This window comes from Kitasatospora sp. NBC_00315, from assembly GCF_041435095.1.
GTDB lineage: Bacteria > Actinomycetota > Actinomycetes > Streptomycetales > Streptomycetaceae > Kitasatospora.
The window spans coordinates 8,174,685-8,193,188 of record NZ_CP108025.1; the positions used below are offsets into that span (position 1 = coordinate 8,174,685).

21 protein-coding genes are annotated in these 18,504 nt (G+C 71.2%); 7 read left to right on the forward strand and 14 right to left on the reverse strand.

The window, feature by feature from the left end; translation table 11 throughout:
• Positions 1-50: 50 nt before the first annotated feature.
• The 3 genes from OG823_RS33885 to OG823_RS33895 all read right to left on the reverse strand — a co-directional run bounded on the left by OG823_RS33885 (position 51) and on the right by OG823_RS33895 (position 1,113).
• On the reverse strand, positions 51-389 hold the full coding sequence (locus OG823_RS33885) for an Asp23/Gls24 family envelope stress response protein (protein ID WP_371484207.1): 339 nt from the start codon (positions 387-389) through the stop codon (positions 51-53).
• A complete protein-coding gene (locus tag OG823_RS33890) occupies positions 386-574 on the reverse strand; it encodes a hypothetical protein (protein ID WP_371484209.1) in 189 nt (62 codons plus the stop codon). Before OG823_RS33890 ends, OG823_RS33885 begins: the two co-directional genes overlap by 4 nt.
• A gap of 68 nt (positions 575-642) precedes the next feature.
• Positions 643-1,113 (reverse strand): Asp23/Gls24 family envelope stress response protein, encoded by a 471-nt coding sequence (locus OG823_RS33895; protein ID WP_371484210.1) that lies wholly within the window; start codon positions 1,111-1,113, stop codon positions 643-645.
• Between the two features lie 166 nt (positions 1,114-1,279).
• Here OG823_RS33895 and OG823_RS33900 point away from each other — a divergent pair, with 166 nt between their 5' ends.
• The 4 genes from OG823_RS33900 (at position 1,280) to OG823_RS33915 (ending at position 3,488) form a co-directional block, all read left to right on the forward strand.
• A complete protein-coding gene (locus tag OG823_RS33900; RefSeq protein WP_371484211.1) occupies positions 1,280-1,969 on the forward strand; it encodes an RNA polymerase sigma factor in 690 nt (229 codons plus the stop codon).
• Complete coding sequence (locus tag OG823_RS33905) at positions 1,960-2,610, forward strand: hypothetical protein (protein ID WP_371484212.1); 651 nt, start codon at positions 1,960-1,962, stop codon at positions 2,608-2,610. Before OG823_RS33900 ends, OG823_RS33905 begins: the two co-directional genes overlap by 10 nt.
• The gene (locus OG823_RS33910; protein ID WP_371484214.1) at positions 2,607-2,975 is read left to right on the forward strand and encodes a hypothetical protein; all 369 of its coding nucleotides are present in this window, start codon (positions 2,607-2,609) and stop codon (positions 2,973-2,975) included. Before OG823_RS33905 ends, OG823_RS33910 begins: the two co-directional genes overlap by 4 nt.
• A 168-nt stretch (positions 2,976-3,143) precedes the next feature.
• Positions 3,144-3,488, forward strand: a complete 345-nt coding sequence (locus OG823_RS33915) for a hypothetical protein (RefSeq protein ID WP_371484216.1) — start codon at positions 3,144-3,146, stop codon at positions 3,486-3,488.
• A gap of 40 nt (positions 3,489-3,528) precedes the next feature.
• On the opposite strand, the gene OG823_RS33920 is transcribed toward OG823_RS33915, so the two are convergent.
• Complete coding sequence (locus OG823_RS33920) at positions 3,529-3,798, reverse strand: hypothetical protein (protein ID WP_371484217.1); 270 nt, start codon at positions 3,796-3,798, stop codon at positions 3,529-3,531.
• 128 nt (positions 3,799-3,926) lie between these two features.
• A complete protein-coding gene (locus OG823_RS33925; RefSeq protein WP_371484219.1) occupies positions 3,927-4,163 on the reverse strand; it encodes a hypothetical protein in 237 nt (78 codons plus the stop codon).
• Positions 4,164-5,175: 1,012 nt separating this feature from the next.
• Here OG823_RS33925 and OG823_RS33930 point away from each other — a divergent pair.
• Both OG823_RS33930 and OG823_RS33935 read left to right on the forward strand, forming a co-directional pair.
• The gene (locus OG823_RS33930) at positions 5,176-5,394 is read left to right on the forward strand and encodes a hypothetical protein (RefSeq protein ID WP_371484221.1); all 219 of its coding nucleotides are present in this window, start codon (positions 5,176-5,178) and stop codon (positions 5,392-5,394) included.
• Positions 5,395-5,633: 239 nt separating this feature from the next.
• Positions 5,634-5,768, forward strand: coding sequence for a hypothetical protein (locus OG823_RS33935; protein WP_371484223.1), 135 nt, complete (start codon positions 5,634-5,636; stop codon positions 5,766-5,768).
• A gap of 665 nt (positions 5,769-6,433) precedes the next feature.
• Here the strand turns inward: OG823_RS33935 and OG823_RS33940 are convergent.
• The 6 genes from OG823_RS33940 to OG823_RS33965 form a co-directional block, all read right to left on the reverse strand.
• Entirely contained in the window at positions 6,434-6,703 is a 270-nt protein-coding gene (locus tag OG823_RS33940; RefSeq protein ID WP_371484225.1) for a hypothetical protein, read from the reverse strand.
• 306 nt (positions 6,704-7,009) lie between these two features.
• Complete coding sequence (locus tag OG823_RS33945) at positions 7,010-7,435, reverse strand: BrxA/BrxB family bacilliredoxin (RefSeq protein WP_371484227.1); 426 nt, start codon at positions 7,433-7,435, stop codon at positions 7,010-7,012.
• A gap of 296 nt (positions 7,436-7,731) precedes the next feature.
• The gene (locus tag OG823_RS33950) at positions 7,732-8,229 is read right to left on the reverse strand and encodes a S8 family serine peptidase (protein ID WP_371484228.1); all 498 of its coding nucleotides are present in this window, start codon (positions 8,227-8,229) and stop codon (positions 7,732-7,734) included.
• Positions 8,230-8,958: 729 nt separating this feature from the next.
• Positions 8,959-9,438: a ricin-type beta-trefoil lectin domain protein gene (locus OG823_RS33955; protein WP_371484229.1), complete on the reverse strand. Its 480-nt coding sequence runs from the start codon at positions 9,436-9,438 to the stop codon at positions 8,959-8,961.
• A gap of 834 nt (positions 9,439-10,272) precedes the next feature.
• A complete protein-coding gene (locus OG823_RS33960) occupies positions 10,273-10,764 on the reverse strand; it encodes a translationally-controlled tumor protein (RefSeq protein WP_371484231.1) in 492 nt (163 codons plus the stop codon).
• 832 nt (positions 10,765-11,596) lie between these two features.
• Positions 11,597-12,157: an SMI1/KNR4 family protein gene (locus OG823_RS33965; protein WP_371484233.1), complete on the reverse strand. Its 561-nt coding sequence runs from the start codon at positions 12,155-12,157 to the stop codon at positions 11,597-11,599.
• Positions 12,158-12,872: 715 nt separating this feature from the next.
• On the opposite strand from OG823_RS33965, the gene OG823_RS33970 reads away from it, so the two are divergent.
• Positions 12,873-14,195, forward strand: a complete 1,323-nt coding sequence (locus OG823_RS33970) for a M48 family metalloprotease (protein ID WP_371484235.1) — start codon at positions 12,873-12,875, stop codon at positions 14,193-14,195.
• Positions 14,196-15,137: 942 nt separating this feature from the next.
• Here OG823_RS33970 and htpG read toward each other — a convergent pair.
• The 3 genes from htpG to OG823_RS33985 form a co-directional block, all read right to left on the reverse strand.
• The gene (gene htpG / locus OG823_RS33975) at positions 15,138-17,084 is read right to left on the reverse strand and encodes a molecular chaperone HtpG (protein ID WP_371484236.1); all 1,947 of its coding nucleotides are present in this window, start codon (positions 17,082-17,084) and stop codon (positions 15,138-15,140) included.
• A 94-nt stretch (positions 17,085-17,178) separates the two neighbouring features.
• Positions 17,179-17,640, reverse strand: a complete 462-nt coding sequence (locus OG823_RS33980; protein WP_371484238.1) for a hypothetical protein — start codon at positions 17,638-17,640, stop codon at positions 17,179-17,181.
• A 177-nt stretch (positions 17,641-17,817) separates the two neighbouring features.
• Positions 17,818-18,504, reverse strand: a complete 687-nt coding sequence (locus OG823_RS33985; protein WP_371484239.1) for a type III effector protein — start codon at positions 18,502-18,504, stop codon at positions 17,818-17,820.

The window sequence follows — 18,504 nt, forward strand, 5'->3', positions numbered from 1 at the left end:
GGTCGGGTGATGGGGGTGTCCTCCGGTGGTCGGTGGAGACGTCGCCGGAGTCAGTGGACGCGTCCGCGTTCCGCGTTGCCGGCTTCCAGGTGCCGGATGTCCAGGGTCACTTCGGTGATGCGCAGGCCGGTGAGGTGGCCGACCTGGTCCGCGACCGCGCGCTGGATGTCGCGGCACGCGGGGGCGAGGTCGAGCGGATAGGGCAGTGAGAGGTCCAGGTGCAGGCGGGCCGTGCCCGGGTGCACGGATGCGGAGACCCGGGGGACGGTATTCGCGCCGGTCCGTTCGGCGAGGACTTGGCGGCCTGTTCGGGTGGCGATGCGGGTGACGACGTGTGGGGGGACGATGGTTGCGCCGCGCTCCCGCGGGGGCACCGGGCCGGTGTTCACCTGCGTCGCTCCCCGCTACGGGGGTGCAGGAGACCGTCCACGCTCAGGTCGCCCTCCAGGAGACGGCCGACCACGAGGCCGACCACCCCGAGGACCAGTACCAGGAGGAAGGCCCAGAAGCCGCCGAAATAGCCGGCGAAACCCAGGGCCATGCCGGCCAGCAGGCCCACTGCGGCTGTGCTCATTCCACTCACCTGTCCTTGGCTCGATCTCTGTGGCGCGGCGGTCGCTCCGCCGCCGGTGCGTGTCCGCTCTAGGCGACCCGGGTGCCGCCGTCGTCGTCCTCGTCGGGGAGGTGGACGTCGTCGACGGCGATGTTCACCTCGACGACCTCCAGACCGGTCATGCGCTCCACCGCGGAGATGACGCTCTCGCGGATGTCTCCGGCGACCTCGGTGATCGCGACGCCGTACTCGACGACGATGTCGAGGTCCACGGCCGCCTGGCGTTCGCCGACCTCGACCTTGACGCCGCGCCCGGCGCTCGGGCGTCCGCCCGGTACGCGGTCGCGGACCGCGCCGATCGTGCGCGACATCCCGGCACCCAGGGCGTGGACGCCGGGGACCTCCCGGGCGGCCATGCCCGCGATCTTCTCCACCACGCCGTCGGCGATGGTGGTCCGTCCGCGTTCCGTCGGCGGGCGGTCCGCCGCGCGGTCCGGCGGGCGGCTGAGGCTCTCGGCCGCGCGCGTGGTGCCGGTGGCGCTGGAGGTGGTGTCCGTCATGGCGAGCTCCTCGATCGGACCGGGCGGGCGTCGTCGGTGGGGTGCCCGTCAAAGGATTGGACGGGGATCGGCGGAGAACCTCACACCAATCACATGTGATGCGCGTCACAAACGAGCGGAGGAGGATGGATCGTATGCGAAGACCACCGGCGCCCCGGCGCCCGTCATGACCGCCGCCGAGACCGCCCGTCCCCCGGTCGCATCCTCCGAGGACGAGCAGGCCCGTGGACCTCGTCCGGCCTCCTGCGCCCGGTACACGGCGGTGGCGCCTGGCCTGCCCGTCCGGTCCACCTCGCGGCAGGAGAGCGTCGCCGAGCAGGAGGACCGTCTGCTGGCGATCCGCGCCGGCGAGGGGGACGACGACGCGTTCGCGACCCTCGTCGAGCGCCACGTCGACGGCCTCCTCGCGCTCGCCGGCCATCTCATGGGCAACCGCCACGACGCCGAGGACTCGGTCCAGGAGGCCTTCCTCAGTGCCTGGCGCAGGCTGCCGCAGTTCCGGGGCGACGCCGCCTTCCGGACCTGGATGTACCGCATCGTCACCAACCGCTGCTTCAGTGTCCTGCGCAGCCGTCCGCCGCCGGCAGCCCCACTCGACGCCGGGCCCGAACCCGCCCAGACCGCTGGCTCGGCCCAGCCCGAACGCGCCGCCGAGGCCCACGCCGCCGCCGACGCGCTCGTCTCCGCGCTCGGCCGCCTCGACGAAGGCCAGCGGGTCTGCTGGGTCCTGCGCGAACTCCAGGGTCTGCACTACAACGAAATCGCGCAGATCACCGGCAGCAGCGAACAGAGCGTGCGCGGACGCCTCTATCGCGCGCGACGCACCCTGGCGCAGGAGTTGTCCCCATGGCGATAGACCCACCCGCCGCCGAACGCGGGGAGCCCCGCGGCACCTCGCAAGGCGCCGAACACCTCGGCCCCGACCGCGAACAGATCCTCGCCTGTGGGCGCCCCCTCGCCGAGGTCTGGCAGCAAGCACACGCCGACAGCACACCTGACGCCCATACCGCCCGGTGCCCGTACTGCCAGCAGGCCCTGCAGAGTCTGGCCGCCCTGGAACAGGCCGCCGCCGCCCTGCGAACCACCGAGCAGCCCAGCAGCCACCACCTGACCGGGAACATCATGCGAGCCGTCCGCGCCGAGATGCACCTGGGCCGGATCCTGCCCCTCGACGACCCCACCCTCGAACTGCGGATCACCGAGAACAGCGCCACCAAGCTGCTGCGACAGGCCGCCGACCGCGTCCCCGGAGCCCAGGCCGTCAGCTGCCGGCTGACGCCCGTGGACGGCGGTACCGCCATCCACGCGAGCATGACTCTGGCAGCCGATCCCCACCGGCCCTTGCCCCCGCTGGCCGAGCGCGTGCGGACATCGGTCCTGGAGGCCGCCGACCGGCAGGTGGGCCTTCGCGTGGTGGCCGTCGACATCCACATCGCGGAGCTCCTGCCCCCGGCCGGCGACCGAGCCGGCCCGCCGCAGGAAGGAACGCCCCGATGACGACGGCCCAGGCGCGCGAGATCCGGCGGGCCTGCGCCGAAGCTGCTCTCGCCCACCCCGGGGTCGCCGCGCTCCAGCCCACCCTCGCAGACCGGCTCACCGCTGCCGTGTCACCACGCTCCGCCGCGGGTCCCCCCGCAGCGGTGCGGGTCGAACGCCCGCCCACCGGCGCAGGCTGGCACGTCGAGGTCCGCTGCATCCTTCACCCCGGCCGACGAAGCCTGGACGTGGCCCGCCAGGTCCGCGAGAACATCCACGCCACCCTTACCGCCGCCGGCCTCCTCGACCCCGTCGAGCCGCTCACCGTCCAGGTCACCATCACCGCGGTCCTCCGCCACGATCCTGGCGCGTCGGCACGCGCCTAGAAGCCTCTCGGATGCCGTTGCCGCCCCCCGTGTGTCCGCCGGCCTCTGGGTCCGGAGCTGGTACACGGTACCCACTGCCCGACCCACGGCCAGGGCGGGGGAGATTTTCCTGTGGGGGCCCAGGGAGCTCCACCTCATGAGGGGAGGTGCCGCGGTTACGGTGGGTGCGTGTCCAGGGAGCGTTCGGCCGGGGGACGGGTCGGTGTGGGGGCGGCGGCTGAGGTCGAGGCGGCGATCGCCCGGCTGTCGGCGAGCGCGCAGCCGGTTCCTGCGCCCCTTCGGGGGGCCTTTGCCGCCTACGAGTGGGCGGCGGGCCGGCGGCCGGTCGCGCCGGTCAGCGGGGCGCAGTCGCTGGACCGGGTGCCGACCGTTGCCCAGCTCGCCGGCGAGGAGCGGGCCGCCTTGCGGCGGGTGCACGATCGGGCAGGCGCCGGCGTGGTGGAGCGGGACTTCGCCCTCGGGGTGGTCCGGGCACTGGTCTGGCTCCTCGGATACACCGGCGACCAGCCCTGAGCCGGCCCTCGGGCAGGCCCCCACCTGCGGGGCGGCCCGGCTACCCGGGCAGGACCGGGTTACCGCACTGCTCCAGGATCTCCAGGACCTCCACCAGGTCAATGTCCTCGTTCTCCACCGCAGGTCCATGCGCCCGGCCGTGCCGGAACTCGCCATGGGGGTGGAAGGCGACGGCGAGGATCCAGCCGGGGCGCGTCAGCCGGACCAGCCCGTTCGGCTGCCGCCCGACGCGCCACCCGTACAGGCCCGCCGTCGCCACCAGGTAATGCGCATCATGACTCGACGGCGAGGCGGTCTCCGTATCGACCATGAAACCGATGCTCCCCGCCACCCCCACACCCCGCCACCCGGGACAACCACCCCACCGGGGGGTGCTGTACGCAGTGCTTACGGGCAGGGGCCCTGTTTCCGTTTCCGAGGGAGTCGCGGCCGCGCCGGCTACGGGGGCGCCGGTGGCCGATGGTTGTCGTGGCGGGGCGGGGGGTTGAGGGCGTGGCGCAGAGCGGGCAGGTCTGTGAGGGCGGCTTGTTCGGCGAAGCGGGCGAGCAGCCGGCGCAGGACGTGTTCGTCGCGGTCGTGGACGGCTTCGGTGAGCGCGGCCAGCAGTGACGCCAGGGTGCGCGGGGGATGCGGGGCGGGTGCGCACACTCCTGTTGCCGGCTGCTGCCCTTCCACCTGTCGGTCCTCCCGTTCGTCGGTGTCGCCGTGCCGGCCCGTCGCTGTTCGGCCGAAGACTACCTTCCCATCGAACAGCGAAAAATCTGTACTGGCGGGAGTAGACATAGCTCGGTGTCGTGGTTAGTGTTTCTCTCGTAGCAAGCAGTCGAGCGGTACCCGACAGACACGAACTGGCGGGCAGCAGGACAGAAGTTCGCAGGTCGGCACGGTGGTGGGGTTCTGAAGCCAGAGCGGTTGCAGGACGGCGACGGGACCGGCGGCCGGGCCGGGCGGCCCGCAGTGATTAGGGGCCGCCACCCAGCGGTACCGCGGCAGGTGCAGTACCGCGGCAGGTCGAAGTCGAGGTTGGCAGTACCGGCAGTCGCAGGAAGCGGTATCCCGGTGAAGGCGCCAGGGCTGCGGGCGCGCGTGCCGGGAGGTCCGGGCAGTGGGGTTCCAAGCCAGGGAAAGTGCAGGACGGGCGACGGGGCTGGCTGCCGGACACGGTGACCCTTCGAGGCCGCCAGAGCAGTACCAGGCAGTTCGCAGTTCAGCAGTACCGAGCAGTTAGCAGTACGCGGGCAAGTACCCACAGAGGATGAACGGAGGGGACAGAGCGCCATCAGGATCGCCCGGCCCGTGAGGCAGGTTCGTCCGGGCGGACACCGCAGACCCCCCAGCTATGAAGGACGGTGGTTTCCGGTCACGCGTACGCGATCCCCGCACGCCCCCGCCCCCGGGGCAGTGCGGAACTGAAAAGGGCCGGCCCCGAGGCCGGCAGATGGTGATGTATCCCTTCGGGGCCCCGGAGCCGCCACGGCGCCGGGGCCCCTCCACGCGTCCCCGACCCCACACAGAAGAGGTGCAGTGACCACGACCACCATCCGGCCCCACACCCCGGCCCCAACACCTTCGACGACGACTACCCCGCCTACACGATGGGCCGGGCCGCCGAGATGACCGGCACCACATCACGTAAAGGCGGAAAATCAGAGGGCCAAGGGGGGCGGGCCTGGTAGACCTTCGGCCGATGGGCACCAAGGAACGCGAACGCAAGGTGCACCAGCCGCTACGGCGTGCCGGTCTGGAGGTCATACCCAATGCCGTACCGGAGGGCATGATGCCCTCCGTCCTTGGATGGGGCGCCGAAGATGTGATCGACGGCTTCTCCCATCGGTACGACACCCCGCACCTTGTCGAGCGGCTCAATGCGGACTGGTACGGCCTTACTGACTCATCAGGTCGATGAACGGCGCGAGTTCCTCGTGCAGCTTCCACAGGGCACCCGATCGCACCGCGCCGCCGCACAGCACCTGAACGGCTACCACGCACCGGCGATCTGGACTCGCGTCCGGCTCCTGGAACGCTGGGACATCATGGGCCGAGGTGCTGCATCGGCGTTCCTCGGCATGGACTCAGGCCACCCGGGCTTCGGCATGATGGCCCTGGACGGCAGTGTGTATGTCTGTGCTTCGACAGGCGAAACAGATGGCCCACAGCATCACCCGCAACGCCGGCCGCAGCCCCCACCGGCCCACCGCGCAACAGGCCAGCGCCGCGAGCGAACCCATCGCCACGACCGCCCAGCCCAGCGCGGAGGGCCCCGGGGCGCCGCCCAGGTAGAGCAGCGGCGTCCCGCTCAGCGCGCATGCCAGGCCGAAGCCGGCGTACACCACCGCCCAGAGCAACGTGGCCGGGGCCCACCCAGTACGGCCACCGCTGCCACCACGGGCGCCCAGGCGCCTTCGTCGTCCCCGTCGCACCGGTCATGCATCGACCCTCGCATCGACTGCGGCTGCGCGACATCAACCTCCAGAACGATCCGATCTCACCCTGTCGGACGAGTGGCCTCTACGACCCACGCCAGCATCGCCGGCGTGGCGTCACAACTGGCCATAGGTGGGGACTCGGACCGGCTGTGCTGTTGTGTGGTGTGCGACCTGGGCGGATACCCGCTTCTCCCTCTGTGGTGTGGGCGCGACAGGGTGCGCGACAACCCCGGGCGGGGCCTTCGTCCAGCCGAACGTCCCCCGGCCGTCCGGCCGCCGGGCTGGGGATCAGATAGCGGTGAAGACGGCGGCGACGACGAGAACGGCTGCGGCGCGGCCGTGCGGGAGGCACAGCGCGATGCCGGGGTCCCGCCCCCACCGCTGTCGTTCCCCTCACCCAGCAGGACATCGCCGAAGAACTCCAATCCTGCCCTCCGTCGTCAGCTGCAGCATGACCCTGCTCGTCGAGCGCCGGACACACACCCCACCCCGACGCACAACGGTCGGCCACCCCACCGCTCACCGGGCGCCCTCGGCGGGGCAGCACTCGGCCAGCAGCTCCAGCAGGTCCGCGGCCACCAGGTCTCGCTCGTCCGCCCGGATCCACGTGTAGAGGGCGGTGCGCCGCTCGATGTCGGCCCGCTGCAGGACGTACCCGTCGACCCGGCCGCCCGCCCCGGGGCGCGTGCGCACCACCTGCATGGGCCGGCCCTCCTGCTCGACCAGAACCTCGACGTCCTCGACGTCCGGGCAGTCCCGGAACTGACACACCCACTGCTGTACACCCATGCCGGCCATTCTTCCGCCCCGCCCAGGCGCAGGACACACCTCCGGCCGGTGGGTGCTCCGCCCCGACACCGGGCGCGGCGCCCACCGGACTGCCGCTCCCGGACGGAGCACAGAGGCCAGGGAGGGCGGACGGGCGCGGACTCCTGATGCTGCTCCTGGCCGGTGGGGCGTCGGAGGGGTCACGGCGCCTGCGGCGGGCCTCACCTGGGCCTGGCGGCCGGGCACGTCCGTCCCGGCCCCGCATGCTTCCGGCCCAGGGGCTGTCCGGGCTTCCCGGGCCGGAGGCGTGTGCGGGGTGGAGCTGCGCTACTGGCCGTATTCGTCGAAGACGGCGGTGAGGTCGTGGGCGAGGATCTGGGCGTTGCGGCCTTCGATGCGGTGACGGGGGACGAAGTAGACGAGCTCGCCGTCCTTGAAGAGGGCGATGGAGGGCTGGGAGGGCGGGATGTCCGCGAAGTGGGAGCGCATCCGGGCGGTCGCTTCGAGGTCCTGCTCGGCGAACACGCTGAGCAGCCGGTCGGGGCGCTTGGAGCCGCCCTCCAGGGCCTGGCGGATGCCGGGGCGGGCGATGCCGGCCGAGCAGCCGTCCACGAAGTTGAAGACGACCAGCGTCATGCCGCTCTTGGCCTCCTCCATCGCCCGGTCGACGTCTTCGGCGCTCAGCAGCTCGGTGAAGCCGGCCCCGGTCAGCTCATCGCGCATCGGCTTGATCAGCAGCGGTGAGTACGGCATCAGCAGTCCTTACGTAGAGGTACGGATTCGCAACTCAGAGTAGTAGAGCAGGGGTCCTCGCGCCCGCCGCGCCCGGCCGACCACCGCCGTGGGTTGGGGGTGTGGCCCTGCGGCCCGGGCCGGGTGGTGTGGCGGGTGAGCCGCGCCCCGCCCGCAGACACCCGCCACCCGCCGGCCTCGCCGAGGTGGCCGGGTGGCGGGGTGGGGCTGTCGGGGCGGGGGGTACGCAGGTTCGGCCCCGGAGGGGACCTTTCCCTCCGGGGCCGACGTCTGAGGTGGGCCTGAGTGACCTGCTGTCAGCGGGGCGGGTCGATGAAGAGCAGCTCGTTCGGAGTCGCCTGGGGGATGTCGTTGAGGGTCAATGCCTTCTCGGCGGCGCCCAGGGTGCAGGCGTCCTCGTCGTCGTTGCCGGCCGGGTCGACGACGAGCAGCCCGGAGGCGACGGCCGCGTTGACGGCAAAGCGCAGAGGGGTGCTCGTGCTGACGACGCCGAGAAGGGCAACCGATGGCCGCCCGGACTGCCGTGCGCTCTGCGCCGCCCAGTCGATGCCGGCCACGACGTTGCCCGCCTTCACCGTGCCGCCGCAGGAGGCCACCTTGACCGCGATCAGGTGCGCCTTCCTCGCCACCCCGTACGTGGTTCCGGCGACGGTGCCGGCCATGTGCGATCCGCTGCCGTTGCAGTCCTCGTTCCTGCCGTCGCCGCTCAGGTTGCCCCCCAGTGGGCCCGGCCGCCGAAGTCCTCGTGCGTGGTGTTGATGCCGCTGTCCACCACGTAGACGTCGACCCCTCACCGGCGCCCGGGTCGTAGATGTACTTGTTGAACGTGCTGAAGCTCAGGTGCGCCGTGTGGGAGATACGGGCCAGTCCCCAGGGCGCCCCCGCTCCACATCCGCCATGGCCGGCTCGACACACACACCCAGGACCAGCCCCAGCGTCCCGACCACCACTCCTGCTGTTCTCCACGCCTGCCGCACCACAACGACCACCTTCCGCCAACGGTGTACGGGGCCCCGCACAAGCGAAGAACGAGACGGCTGTCCCGGAGTAACCGTCAGCACGCGTACTTGCAGGAAGACGCGGTGGGGACAGCCACGGGGACGGCCAGGCTGGTGACTTCGGTCATCGCCTCCGGAGAGCCCCGTTGGACCGCTGTCCGGACAGGCGATCTGGAACCCGCCCGAGCCGGTGCCAGGACGTCCACGGGGCGGATACCCGCCCTGGGGGCCCGTGGGTTGAAGATCCTGTGGTCGTGGATGTCGGTGCGGGGTTGCCGGTCCGCACCGATGGTCGTGGCCGGGCGGTACGGGTATGGGTTTCGTGCATGGGCTGGCAGCTGGCCGACGCTGGGTAGCGGGACCTCCGGCAGGACAGCGCTCCCCTCCCCTCCCCGTTTCCGGGCCGGTCGGGTTCAGGACCTGCGGCACGGGAGGGGAGGGGAGGGGAGGGGAGCGCCGGGTTGTTGGGGGCGCCGTGCCCGGGGCTGTTGTGGTGTGGCCCGGGCACGGCAGTGGGGGAGGGGGTCAGGCGAGTGCGAGGCTGATCTGGTCGTTGAAGATCACCCAGTGCTGGCCCGGGTCCTTGGCGTCGCACGGCTTGACCGAGATGTCCGGCTTGCTCCAGGTGTTGGCGAGGCAGTAGGCCGGGGCGAAGGTGAGAGAGATCTGCTGGCCCGTCACGGTCCAGTACTGGCCCTGGTCCTTGGGGTCGCACGGCTTGGTGGAGACGTCCGGGACGTTCCAGGTGTTGGCGAGGCAGTAGGCGCGCGCGTTGGTGAGGGAGATCTGCTGGCCCGAGAGGGTCCAGTGCTGGCCGCGGTCGGCGCTGTCGCACGGCTTGACGGAGTCCTTGGGGGTGTCCCAGGTGTTGGCCAGGCAGTAGAGGGCGGGTGTGCGCGGGGACGGGGCAGTGGTGTCCGCGGCCCCCGCCCCGGTGGCCGGCAGGAAGGAGGCCGTGAGGGTCAGTGCGGCGACGGTGAGCGTCTTGCGGAGTGCGATGGCCATGGGGGCGGAATCCGTCCTTGCTGTGGGCGTGCATCTCGTGTGCACGGCCGTGAGGTGCCTTCGGGCTCGGGCCCGAGCGCTAGGCAAGTGTTAGCACCGATCGTTTGCCTGCCAACAGTTCAGTGCGGCACGTTCACTCGGATGGGTGGCCAAGGGTGATGATCCGACCGGGGGAGCAGGGGGACCAGGAAGCAGGCGCCCCTCCGCGCCGGCCGGGAGCCCCAACGGCGCGAGCGCCTCGCCGAGCTGCGCACCGCGCGCGCCATCGCCATCGTCGCGGTGCGCCACCATCCGACGACGGTGCGGGCGCCGGCGGAGGGCTGCTGGGCCGCGACCGACGAGGCGCTGTTCCAAGCTGCCGAGGCAATGCCGGAGCCGGCGGCCGCGGGGTAGGGCGGCGGCTTCCCGGCCGCATCGCCCCGGGGCCGGCCGGGTGTCAGTCCCGGCGGTGCGACGCAGTCGTAGGCTGGGAGGTCACCCGGTCGGAGCTGAGGGTGGTGGTGGCTGGCCCGGCTGGGGCCTGCTGGGGTCCGGCCCCTCCGCTGTGGGGCTGGCCTGGCCTGGCGGCCCAGGTTGACTACCCGGTGGGGAGTTCGTGCCGGGTAGTCAACCTGGGCCGCCCGTCCCGCTCGTCCCGGTGCCCGCCGCCGCCGCTGCCTGCCCTGGCTGAGCGGGTCGGCGGACTACTGGACGGGGAGTTCGCGCCGGTGTGCCTGGACTCCGTGGTTGGCCAGGCAGGGCAGGCTGGTTGGCCAGAGCGAGTGGCCCGTCAGTGGGGGCCGGCCTCGCCCGCCGAACGGTGCGTCGGGGGCGAGGCGGCGGTACGGCGAGGCGTCAGCGGACCTCTGCCTGCAGCCCCTGCCGGAAGTAGTAGAGGAACGGGGTCTTGCCGTCCTCGCCGGTCTTCATGAGGACGGTCATGGCTTCGGGGTCCGTGCTTGCACCGGTGAAGAACCGGTAGCTGTCGAGGTCGGCCAGCACCGTCTTGGCCCACTCCTGGGCCTGCTGGTCCCAGGAGGCCCGCTTGTCCGCGGGCAGGCTCGCCGCCACCCTCTTCAGGTAGGCCTTGATGTGGTTGAGGTAGCTCTTCTTGTCGTACATCGTCTCGACCAGGCCGTGCGCGTCGACGACGTTGAGCACCGTGACGGTGTCCGACTCGGCCTCGCCGGCGTCCTCCCCCTCGTCCACGCCACCGAAGTCCGCAGTACCGATGGCGGAACGGGTGACGTGCTTGCCCTCGACCACGTAGCAGACGCCGTCCTCCTTGATCGGGAACGAGTCGGACAGCAGGTCGTCACCGTTGAAAACGTCCTTGTACACCTTCATGGGTATCTCCATCTCTTGGGAACGCCGACGGCTCACCCTATCCAATGTGCAATCAGTCGATTACTTAATGTTATCGGCCTGGCTGTGCTGGAGGCTGGCCAACTACCCTGTCCCGTTTGGCCAACGAGGCCTTCCCGTGGCCATCAAGCGAGTCCCGGGCCCCGCCCCCGGGCTTTGGTGGGTGCTGTCGTGGGGGTTGTCGTGCTGGGGGTGTTGTCGCGTCAGGTGACGTGAGCGCCAGGGCCGGATTCCCCTTGCCTGGCCGGTCCGCGACAGGCCCGGCGACAGGCCCGGCGACAGGGGGCCGCGGTGCCTCCCGGGCGGCCCGGCTGCTCCCTGCCCGCCAGCGGCTGGCCCCGGCCCCCGTGCCCCGGACGATATCCCGCGAATTGTCGGTAGAGAGCCATCGCCCCCCGTCCGCGACACCCCCGCCGGCCCCGTCGTCGAAGCCGCCGGCTCCCGGTCCCGCTCCTTGACCGTCCACGGGCGCGGGGTGGCCGTCATGAACAACCGCCGGTCACAGGGGATGCGGGTGTTGTCCAGGATCGCCGCCCACGGCTTCCCAGCCTGACCAGAGACCCGGTGGGCCTCGTCCGTTTTACCGGTCTGTGAGTTGATCGCCACCACGCTGGCCCGGATACGCGCCCACCGGCACCCCCTGGTCGCCTGAACACCGCCCCGACCCGGCCCGAACCACCCGCACCAGCCCTGGAAAGCCGCCCAGCCGGCACGACAGCCGGGCCACATGCCTGCCCACGCACGCCGGACACGCGCCGACGGCCAGCGCAGAGATCAACTGACTGGGCCTCCGGTCACTACCTGCGAATTCGGGTCAGAACCGTCCGTTCCAGTCGCCGTCCTGCTTCCACAGAGGCGCACCTTTGACACGGGTCAACAGGATGTCCGCCAGGTGGTAGGAGCCCGTAACGACATCCGCAAGGAGCTCCGTGGCCGTGACGTCGACGACATCCCATCTGAGGTCGTCCTGGATCCAGACCACCACAGGCCAGGCGTCGGGATCCGTGCCGACCGTGTGCCAGAAGCAGTAATCGCCCTTGGTGTTGTTCGCCCATGCGAGAAGGCCGCCGGGAGCGGGATGGATCTCGAACGGGATCTCCTCCTCCCTGTCCTCGTAGGCGAGCAGGATGTCCTCCTCGGCAAACCGGTTCGCCCGCACGAACTTCTCGAAGCCATGCGGATCGAACTGGGCTGACGGAACCCACACCAGGAGGTCATTGCAGATCCTGACGGAACCGTACCGATCGACGAAGGCGCGGTAGTCCTGCGGCAGTACCACCCCGGTCTCAGCGGCACAGCGGTCCCACGGAGGCGGAGCGACCGCCCTCTCGGGTTCACCGAGAATGTCTTGGATGCGTTGCAACGGTCTACTCATGACCGCTCCTCACGGGTTTCCGTCCCACAGGTCCACGCGTTGCTTCTTGTCGTCCTTCGCATGGTTCCACACGAACGTGTGCTCGCTCATCCCCAAGGCTCCGTTGTCGTAGGTTCCGACGGCCGACATCCACACGCCGACGGGTATGACGTCGGTCGGCTTCGCACAGACGGGATCGCCGGGGACAGACCTGCCGCGTGGGCAAGCTCCTCCTGACTCATCCCGGCCCGTCGCCGGTACTTCCGTACGTTGTCCACAAGTTCCATCGTCATCTGCTCACCACCTCCAGCGCCACGGTACGCCGGGTGGGCGAACCGACCGGGCGCTCTGGGCAGATACCCACCCGAGACGGTGACCCACCGCCACGCGCAGCGCCGGGCACGCGGTTGACTGGAACGGCGGCACCGGAGCCTGCGGCAGGCTGCGGGCTTGAGCGGGACGGGTCCCTCGCCGGTGGTGGGCAGGGTGTAGGCGATGAAGCTGTGGTGGGTGAGCTCCAGTATCACCTCCGCCCGCGCGCAAAGTCGGCCCTGAACGCGCCGCGATCCGGGTCCCCCTCGTCGGGTCACCGGGTCCGCAGGCGTGGGGCAACGGGTTGGGAACGCCACGCCTGCGGACCTGGTCACCCACGCCTGCGGACCCGGCCGCTCATGCCTGCTGACCTGGTGCCTCACGCCGTGGCTGCGCCCCGCCGGCCGTCTGGCATGATCACCAGATGATCGCCCCCGACATCGCCCCACCGCGCGCCTGCCCGCACTGCGCTGCCCCGCTGGAAACCGACGAACGCTTCCCGACCTGGTGCCCGGCCTGCGAGTGGGGCCTGCTCCCGGCACCGGAGGCCGAGGCGCACCGGACCCCCGATGACCGGGCCCACGCCGAGCGCGGTGCGCGGCGGGAGGAGGCCCGCAGGCGCGCCGTCCGGGTCCGGGTCGAGTCGTTGTACGAGGCGACAGCGGACGGGAGTGCGCCGACACGGGACAGGACGTGGCTCGCGGCCGCCGCCATCGCCGGGCTGGTGCACCTGGTCACCTTTGGCCTGCTCGCGGGATCGGTCCTGCTGCTCTGCGGCGGGGCGTGGCCGATGCGCATCCTCGGTGCGGTGGGCCTGGTTGTGACCTACGGCCTGCGACCCAGGCTCGGCCGGGTCGTCCGGGACGAAACGATCCTGCGCCGCTGCGACGCCCCCGCGCTCTACGCCCTGGCCGACCGTGTCAGCTCGGCGGTGGGGGCCCGGCCGGTCGACCACATCCGGGTGACCGACGAGTTCAACGCCTCGTTCGGCCGATACGGGCTGCGCCGGCGCAGCGTGCTGGTGCTCGGCCTGCCGCTCTGGGTGTCGCTCGGCCCGCAGGAGCGGGTGGCGCTTCTGGGCCACGAGTTCGGACACGACGTCAACGGCGACCATCGCCGGGGCCTCTGGCTGCACTCGGCGGTGACCGCTCTGGTGGAGTGGCACCACCTCACCCGCCCGGACGGGGACGGGGGGAGCGGCGCCGGATTCACGATCGGCACTGTTAACGTGCTCGTCGGCATGGTGCACGGGCTGGTCCATCGCGTCGTCCGAGCCCTGCTCGTCCTCCTGGACCGCCTTACCGTCCGTTCCGGGCAGGGCGCCGAGTACCGGGCCGACGCACTCGCTGCCAAGGTCGGCTCGGCCGCCGCCGTCCGAGGTCTGCTGGAGGTGCTCCTCCACCCGCAGAGTGCGGAGACGGTCCTGCTGCGCTTCCGGAGCATGCCCAGGCAGGGCCGGGGTGCACGGTCGGCCAGCCGGAGGGAGGACGTGGACCTCTGGGCCCGGATCACCGCACAGATCGCCGACGTGCCGCCACTCGAACGCGAGCGCAGGCTTCGCCTCTCCGCTCGGGAGTTCGAGGCGGTGGACGCCACGCACCCGCCGACCCACCTGCGGCTCCGACTGCTCGGCACCCGGCCGGCCGGTGAACCCACCGTAGTCCTCACCGACCAGGAGGCGGCGGCGATAGAGAACGAGCTCGCGCCGGCCCGGGCACGGGTGGTCGCCGCGCTGATGGCGGGCTGAGCGAGGCTCATCGCCGAGTATCGCGTCCGGGAGGGCACCGGGGGAGGGGGGAGGCCGCCGGTCGGGGCGGCGGCGGGCTCGACCAGGTCGGCCGCGTCCTGCCGGCAGGCGACCCGGGACGGCCGACGCCGTGGACGAGGCAGTTGAGGCCCGTCGACGAGGCAACCCCCGCCGCATAGGCAGATGCCTCCACCGCCATGCTCCAGTGCACGGGGTGTCACCGATGCCGGCAGCGGCATCCGCATCAGCTGGGAGAGCACGGTGGACCGCGAGAGCGCGACGTTGAGGATGCGTAGCATCCGGGCCCCGCCCCGGCCCGCCCGCACGACGCCGACGGCCTCGACCAGGCGCTGCAGCAGCGGGGTCCGCCGCTGGTAGCGCACGGTCAGTCCCGGTACCACAAGGAAGTCCTCGACGAAGTCGAGGTGCACCTGGTCCTGGACAACTACGCCACTCACAAGACGCCGGCCATCAAGACGTGTCGACGGCCCGCCCGCACAGCCGACCCACCTGCATCTCCACCGGGCGAAGATCCTTCAGGGCGACTTCGCGCTGCCCCACACCGGCGGCATGTACCGCATCGCCATCGAAGACATCAGCAACTGGACCATCGGCGATCTCAGTTCTTGCGGTCGGGGTACTGGTACTCGCTTCTGTCTCCTTGGCCGGTCGGGTGGCCGTCGGGGTGGCCGGGGTCCGTTTCTGGCTGCCGAAGCGGCTGATGGCGGGTGGTGTCGCAGGGGCGTGGGCGCCGAACCGGCCGCTGCACAGGCGTTTCGGCCAGGCCACGGTCGGCTCCGGCGGGACGCCCGGTTCGATGCGACTCGTGTGCAGCGCCCCAGGCCCTTCCCCGCGGCGTGCGCCGGGCGGGGAGGCCGAGCGAGGTGCGGGGTGCGGCCGGCCGGGCTCGTTGCCGTACGGCGGGCCGCACCCCGGCGGTGGTTACAGGGCGCGGGTGAGGCGCTCGGTCAGCAGGCGCGTGAAGCGGGCCGGGTCGGGCAGGTCGCCGCCTTCGGCGAGCAGGGCGCTGCCGTGGACGAGTTCGGCGATTTCGGCGAGTGCCGCGTTGTCGGCTCCTGTCTGGTGGGCCTGGTGCAGGGCAGCGATGAGGGGGTGGGTGGGGTTGAGTTCGAGGATGCGCTTGACCTGGGGGAGCTCCTGGCCCATGGCCCGGTACATCTTCTCCAGGGTGGGCGTCAGGTCGTGGGCGTCGCCGACCAGACACGCCGCAGAGGTGGTCAGGCGGGTGGAGAGTCGGACCTGCTTGACGTGCTCGGTCAGCGTGGTCTGGAGCCAGGCGAGGAGGGCGGCGAAGTCCTCCTCACGCTGGGCCTTGTCCGCCTTCGCCTCGTCACCGCCGTCCCCGTCGGCGGCGGTGTCGAGGTCGACCTGGCCCTTGGCGATGGACTGGAAGCGGTGACCGTCGAAGGCGGGGATCTGGTCGGTCCAGACCTCGTCGACGGGGTCGGTGAGGATCAGGACCTCGTAGCCCTTGGCGGTGAAGGCCTCCATGTGAGGGGAGTTCTCCACCATCGCCCGGTTCTCGCCGGTCAGGTAGTAGATGGTGTCCTGGCCGTCCTTCATCCGCTCCACGTACTCGCGCAGCGTGGTCGGCTTCTCCGCATCATTGGTCGAGGCGGCGCTGACCAGTTCCAACAACGCGTCTGTGTTGTCACGGTCCTCGATCAGGCCCTCCTTGAGGACCCGGCCGAACTGCTCCCACACCGTCGCGTAGGTCTCGCTGTTCTTGGTTCGCATGTCCTTGAGAGCGCCGAGGACCTTCTTGACGAGGCGCCGGCGTACGGCGGTGATCTGGTGGTCGTGCTGCAGGATCTCGCGGGAGACGTTCAGCGACAGGTCGTGGGCGTCCACCACGCCCTTGACGAACCGCAGGTAGTTCGGCATCAGCGCGTCACAGTCGTCCATGATGAACACCCGCTTGACGTACAACTGCACGCCTCGCCTGGTGTCCCGGGAGAACAGGTCGAACGGGGCATGGGCGGGGATGAACAGCAGCGCCTCGTACTCGAAGGTCCCCTCGGCGCGCATGTGGATCGTCTCGGCCGGGTCCTGCCAGTCATGGCTGATCTGCTGGTAGAACTCGCTGTACTCGGCCTCGCTCACCTCGCTGCGAGGACGGGCCCACAGCGCCTTCATCGAGTTCAGCGTCTCCGGCTCGCCCGCAGCCTCCCCGTCGGCGCCGGCCTCGGCACCGCCCTCGGTGGTGGCACTGACGGGCTCGGTGGCCATCCTGATGGGCCAGCGAATGAAGTCCGAATACTGCTTGACGATCTGCCGGATCTTCCACTGGGCCAGGTAGTCGCCCAGGCCGTCCTCGCTGTCCTCGGCCTTGAGGTGCAGGGTGACCGAGGTGCCGACCGGCAGACCGTCGATCTCCGTGATGGTGTAGCTGCCCTCGCCGTCGGACTCCCACACTGTGCCTTGCTCGGTGCCCGCCCGCCGGGTGTGGAGGGTGACCTTGTCGGCAACCATGAACGCCGAGTAGAAGCCGACGCCGAACTGCCCGATCAGGTGCTGCGCCGCGTCCGCGTCCTTCGCCTCCTTGATCTTCGCCAGCAGGCCGGCGGTGCCGGACTTGGCGATGGTGCCGATCAGGTCGACGACGTCGTCGCGGGTCATGCCGATGCCGTTGTCCCGCACGGTCAGGGTGCGGGCGCCCCTGTCGACCTCCAGAATGATGTGCGGGTCGGAGGTCTCAAGGGTGGAGTCGGTGAGGGATTCCAGGCGGAGCTTGTCGAGGGCGTCGGATGCGTTGGAGATCAGCTCGCGCAGGAAGATGTCCTTGTTCGAGTAGATCGAGTGGATCACCAGCTGCAGCAGCTGACGGGTCTCCGCCTGGAACTCCAGCGTCTGGGTCGGACTTGCCACGGGAGGCGTCTCCTTCGAGTGGTGGAACGGGGGTTCGGATGGGGTCGAGCCGCCGGGGTCGGCCGGTGTGCTGTGTGGCCGGCCCCGGGGGTGTTCAGATGTGGCTGAGGGGCTGGTAGGGCTGCTCGGGGCGGGTGTGGCCGGGACCGGCGGTACCGTAGCAGGACAGGAAGAGCTTCCAGCCGTCGCGGCACTCCAGTGTCGCGCCGTAACGGACCGCGGGCGGGTCCGAGCGCGTGCTGTACCGGTCGGCGCGCACGATCCCGCCATCCGGGTTGTCGGCCGCGGCGGCGGCGACCAGGGCCTGCTCGACGAGGGCCACTGCAACCGAGGAGCCCGTCAGGTCCGGCACCTCCACGCCCTCGGCGCCGTCGCCGGTGGTGACGGTGGGGGCGGGGCCGCTGGCGCCGGTGATGGTCCACCACACCTGTCCGCCGCCCTCCAGGGTCACGGTCAGTTCGTAGGGGCTGTCGTCGTCACGCCTGCTGGCACCGGTGATGCCCGGTGTGCCCGGGGAACGCTCGATGAGCAGTTGCTGGAGGTCGGCTGGAGTCATGGGAGTCGGCTGGGGTCGGGGACGGGCAGGGCCGTCACGGTTCGGAAGATACGGGCGGTCTGCACGCCGAGGGCCGTCAGGACGTCAACTCGCGCCCCGCATAACCGGGCAGACGCTCGGCGGTAGCCGGTCCACCGTGTGCGGGTCGCGGACCGGCAGGGGCGCGACCCGGGGTGGTCACGGGCCTGCCGGGGATGTGCGGCGCTGCCGGTCGCTGTCGGCGCGCAGTTGGTCGGCGCGGGCGGTGAGCTGATCGAGGCGGCCGGCGATCGCCGGGTGGTCCGCCTCCAGCAGGGGCCGGGTCTCGGCGAGCGGGGCGAGCAGGCGGGCCGGGTCGTGGTGGCCGAGCGCGTCCAGGAGTCGATCTATGGCGGGGGCCGCTTGGGCGCTGAGGCCGTCCAGGGCACCGATCTGGCCGGCGAGGCGGCGCAGGTCGGCGGCGTTGTCGCGGGCCCAGGTGGTCACCGCCCGGTCTGCGGCGCGCTGGTCGCGCGTGGCCTGGACGCGCTGCTCGCCGGTGCTGCCCGCCTCGGTGCCGGCGTCCCTGTTGGGACGCAGGCGCAGGTAGCGGCGTTCGGCGGCCTGTCGGCTTTGGACGCCCAGCGGTTCGGCGAGGTCGGCCCATGTGGCGCCGGCATCGCGGGCGGTCTCGATCAGGCCGGTCTCCCAGTCGGCGAGTTCCTCGCGAAGGTGGCGCAGCGTCAAGAGTGCGGAAAGGGCCTGTCGCAGATCGCTCTGGCCCGCGTCGTCCGGAGGTGCGTGGCGGGCGGTGCGGGCGGCGGCGTCCATCACGCCCAGCGCGAAGGTGGCGGCCAGGAACGAGGCCGGCCCAACCCCGGCCGTGCCGGTGTCCTGGATGTCCAT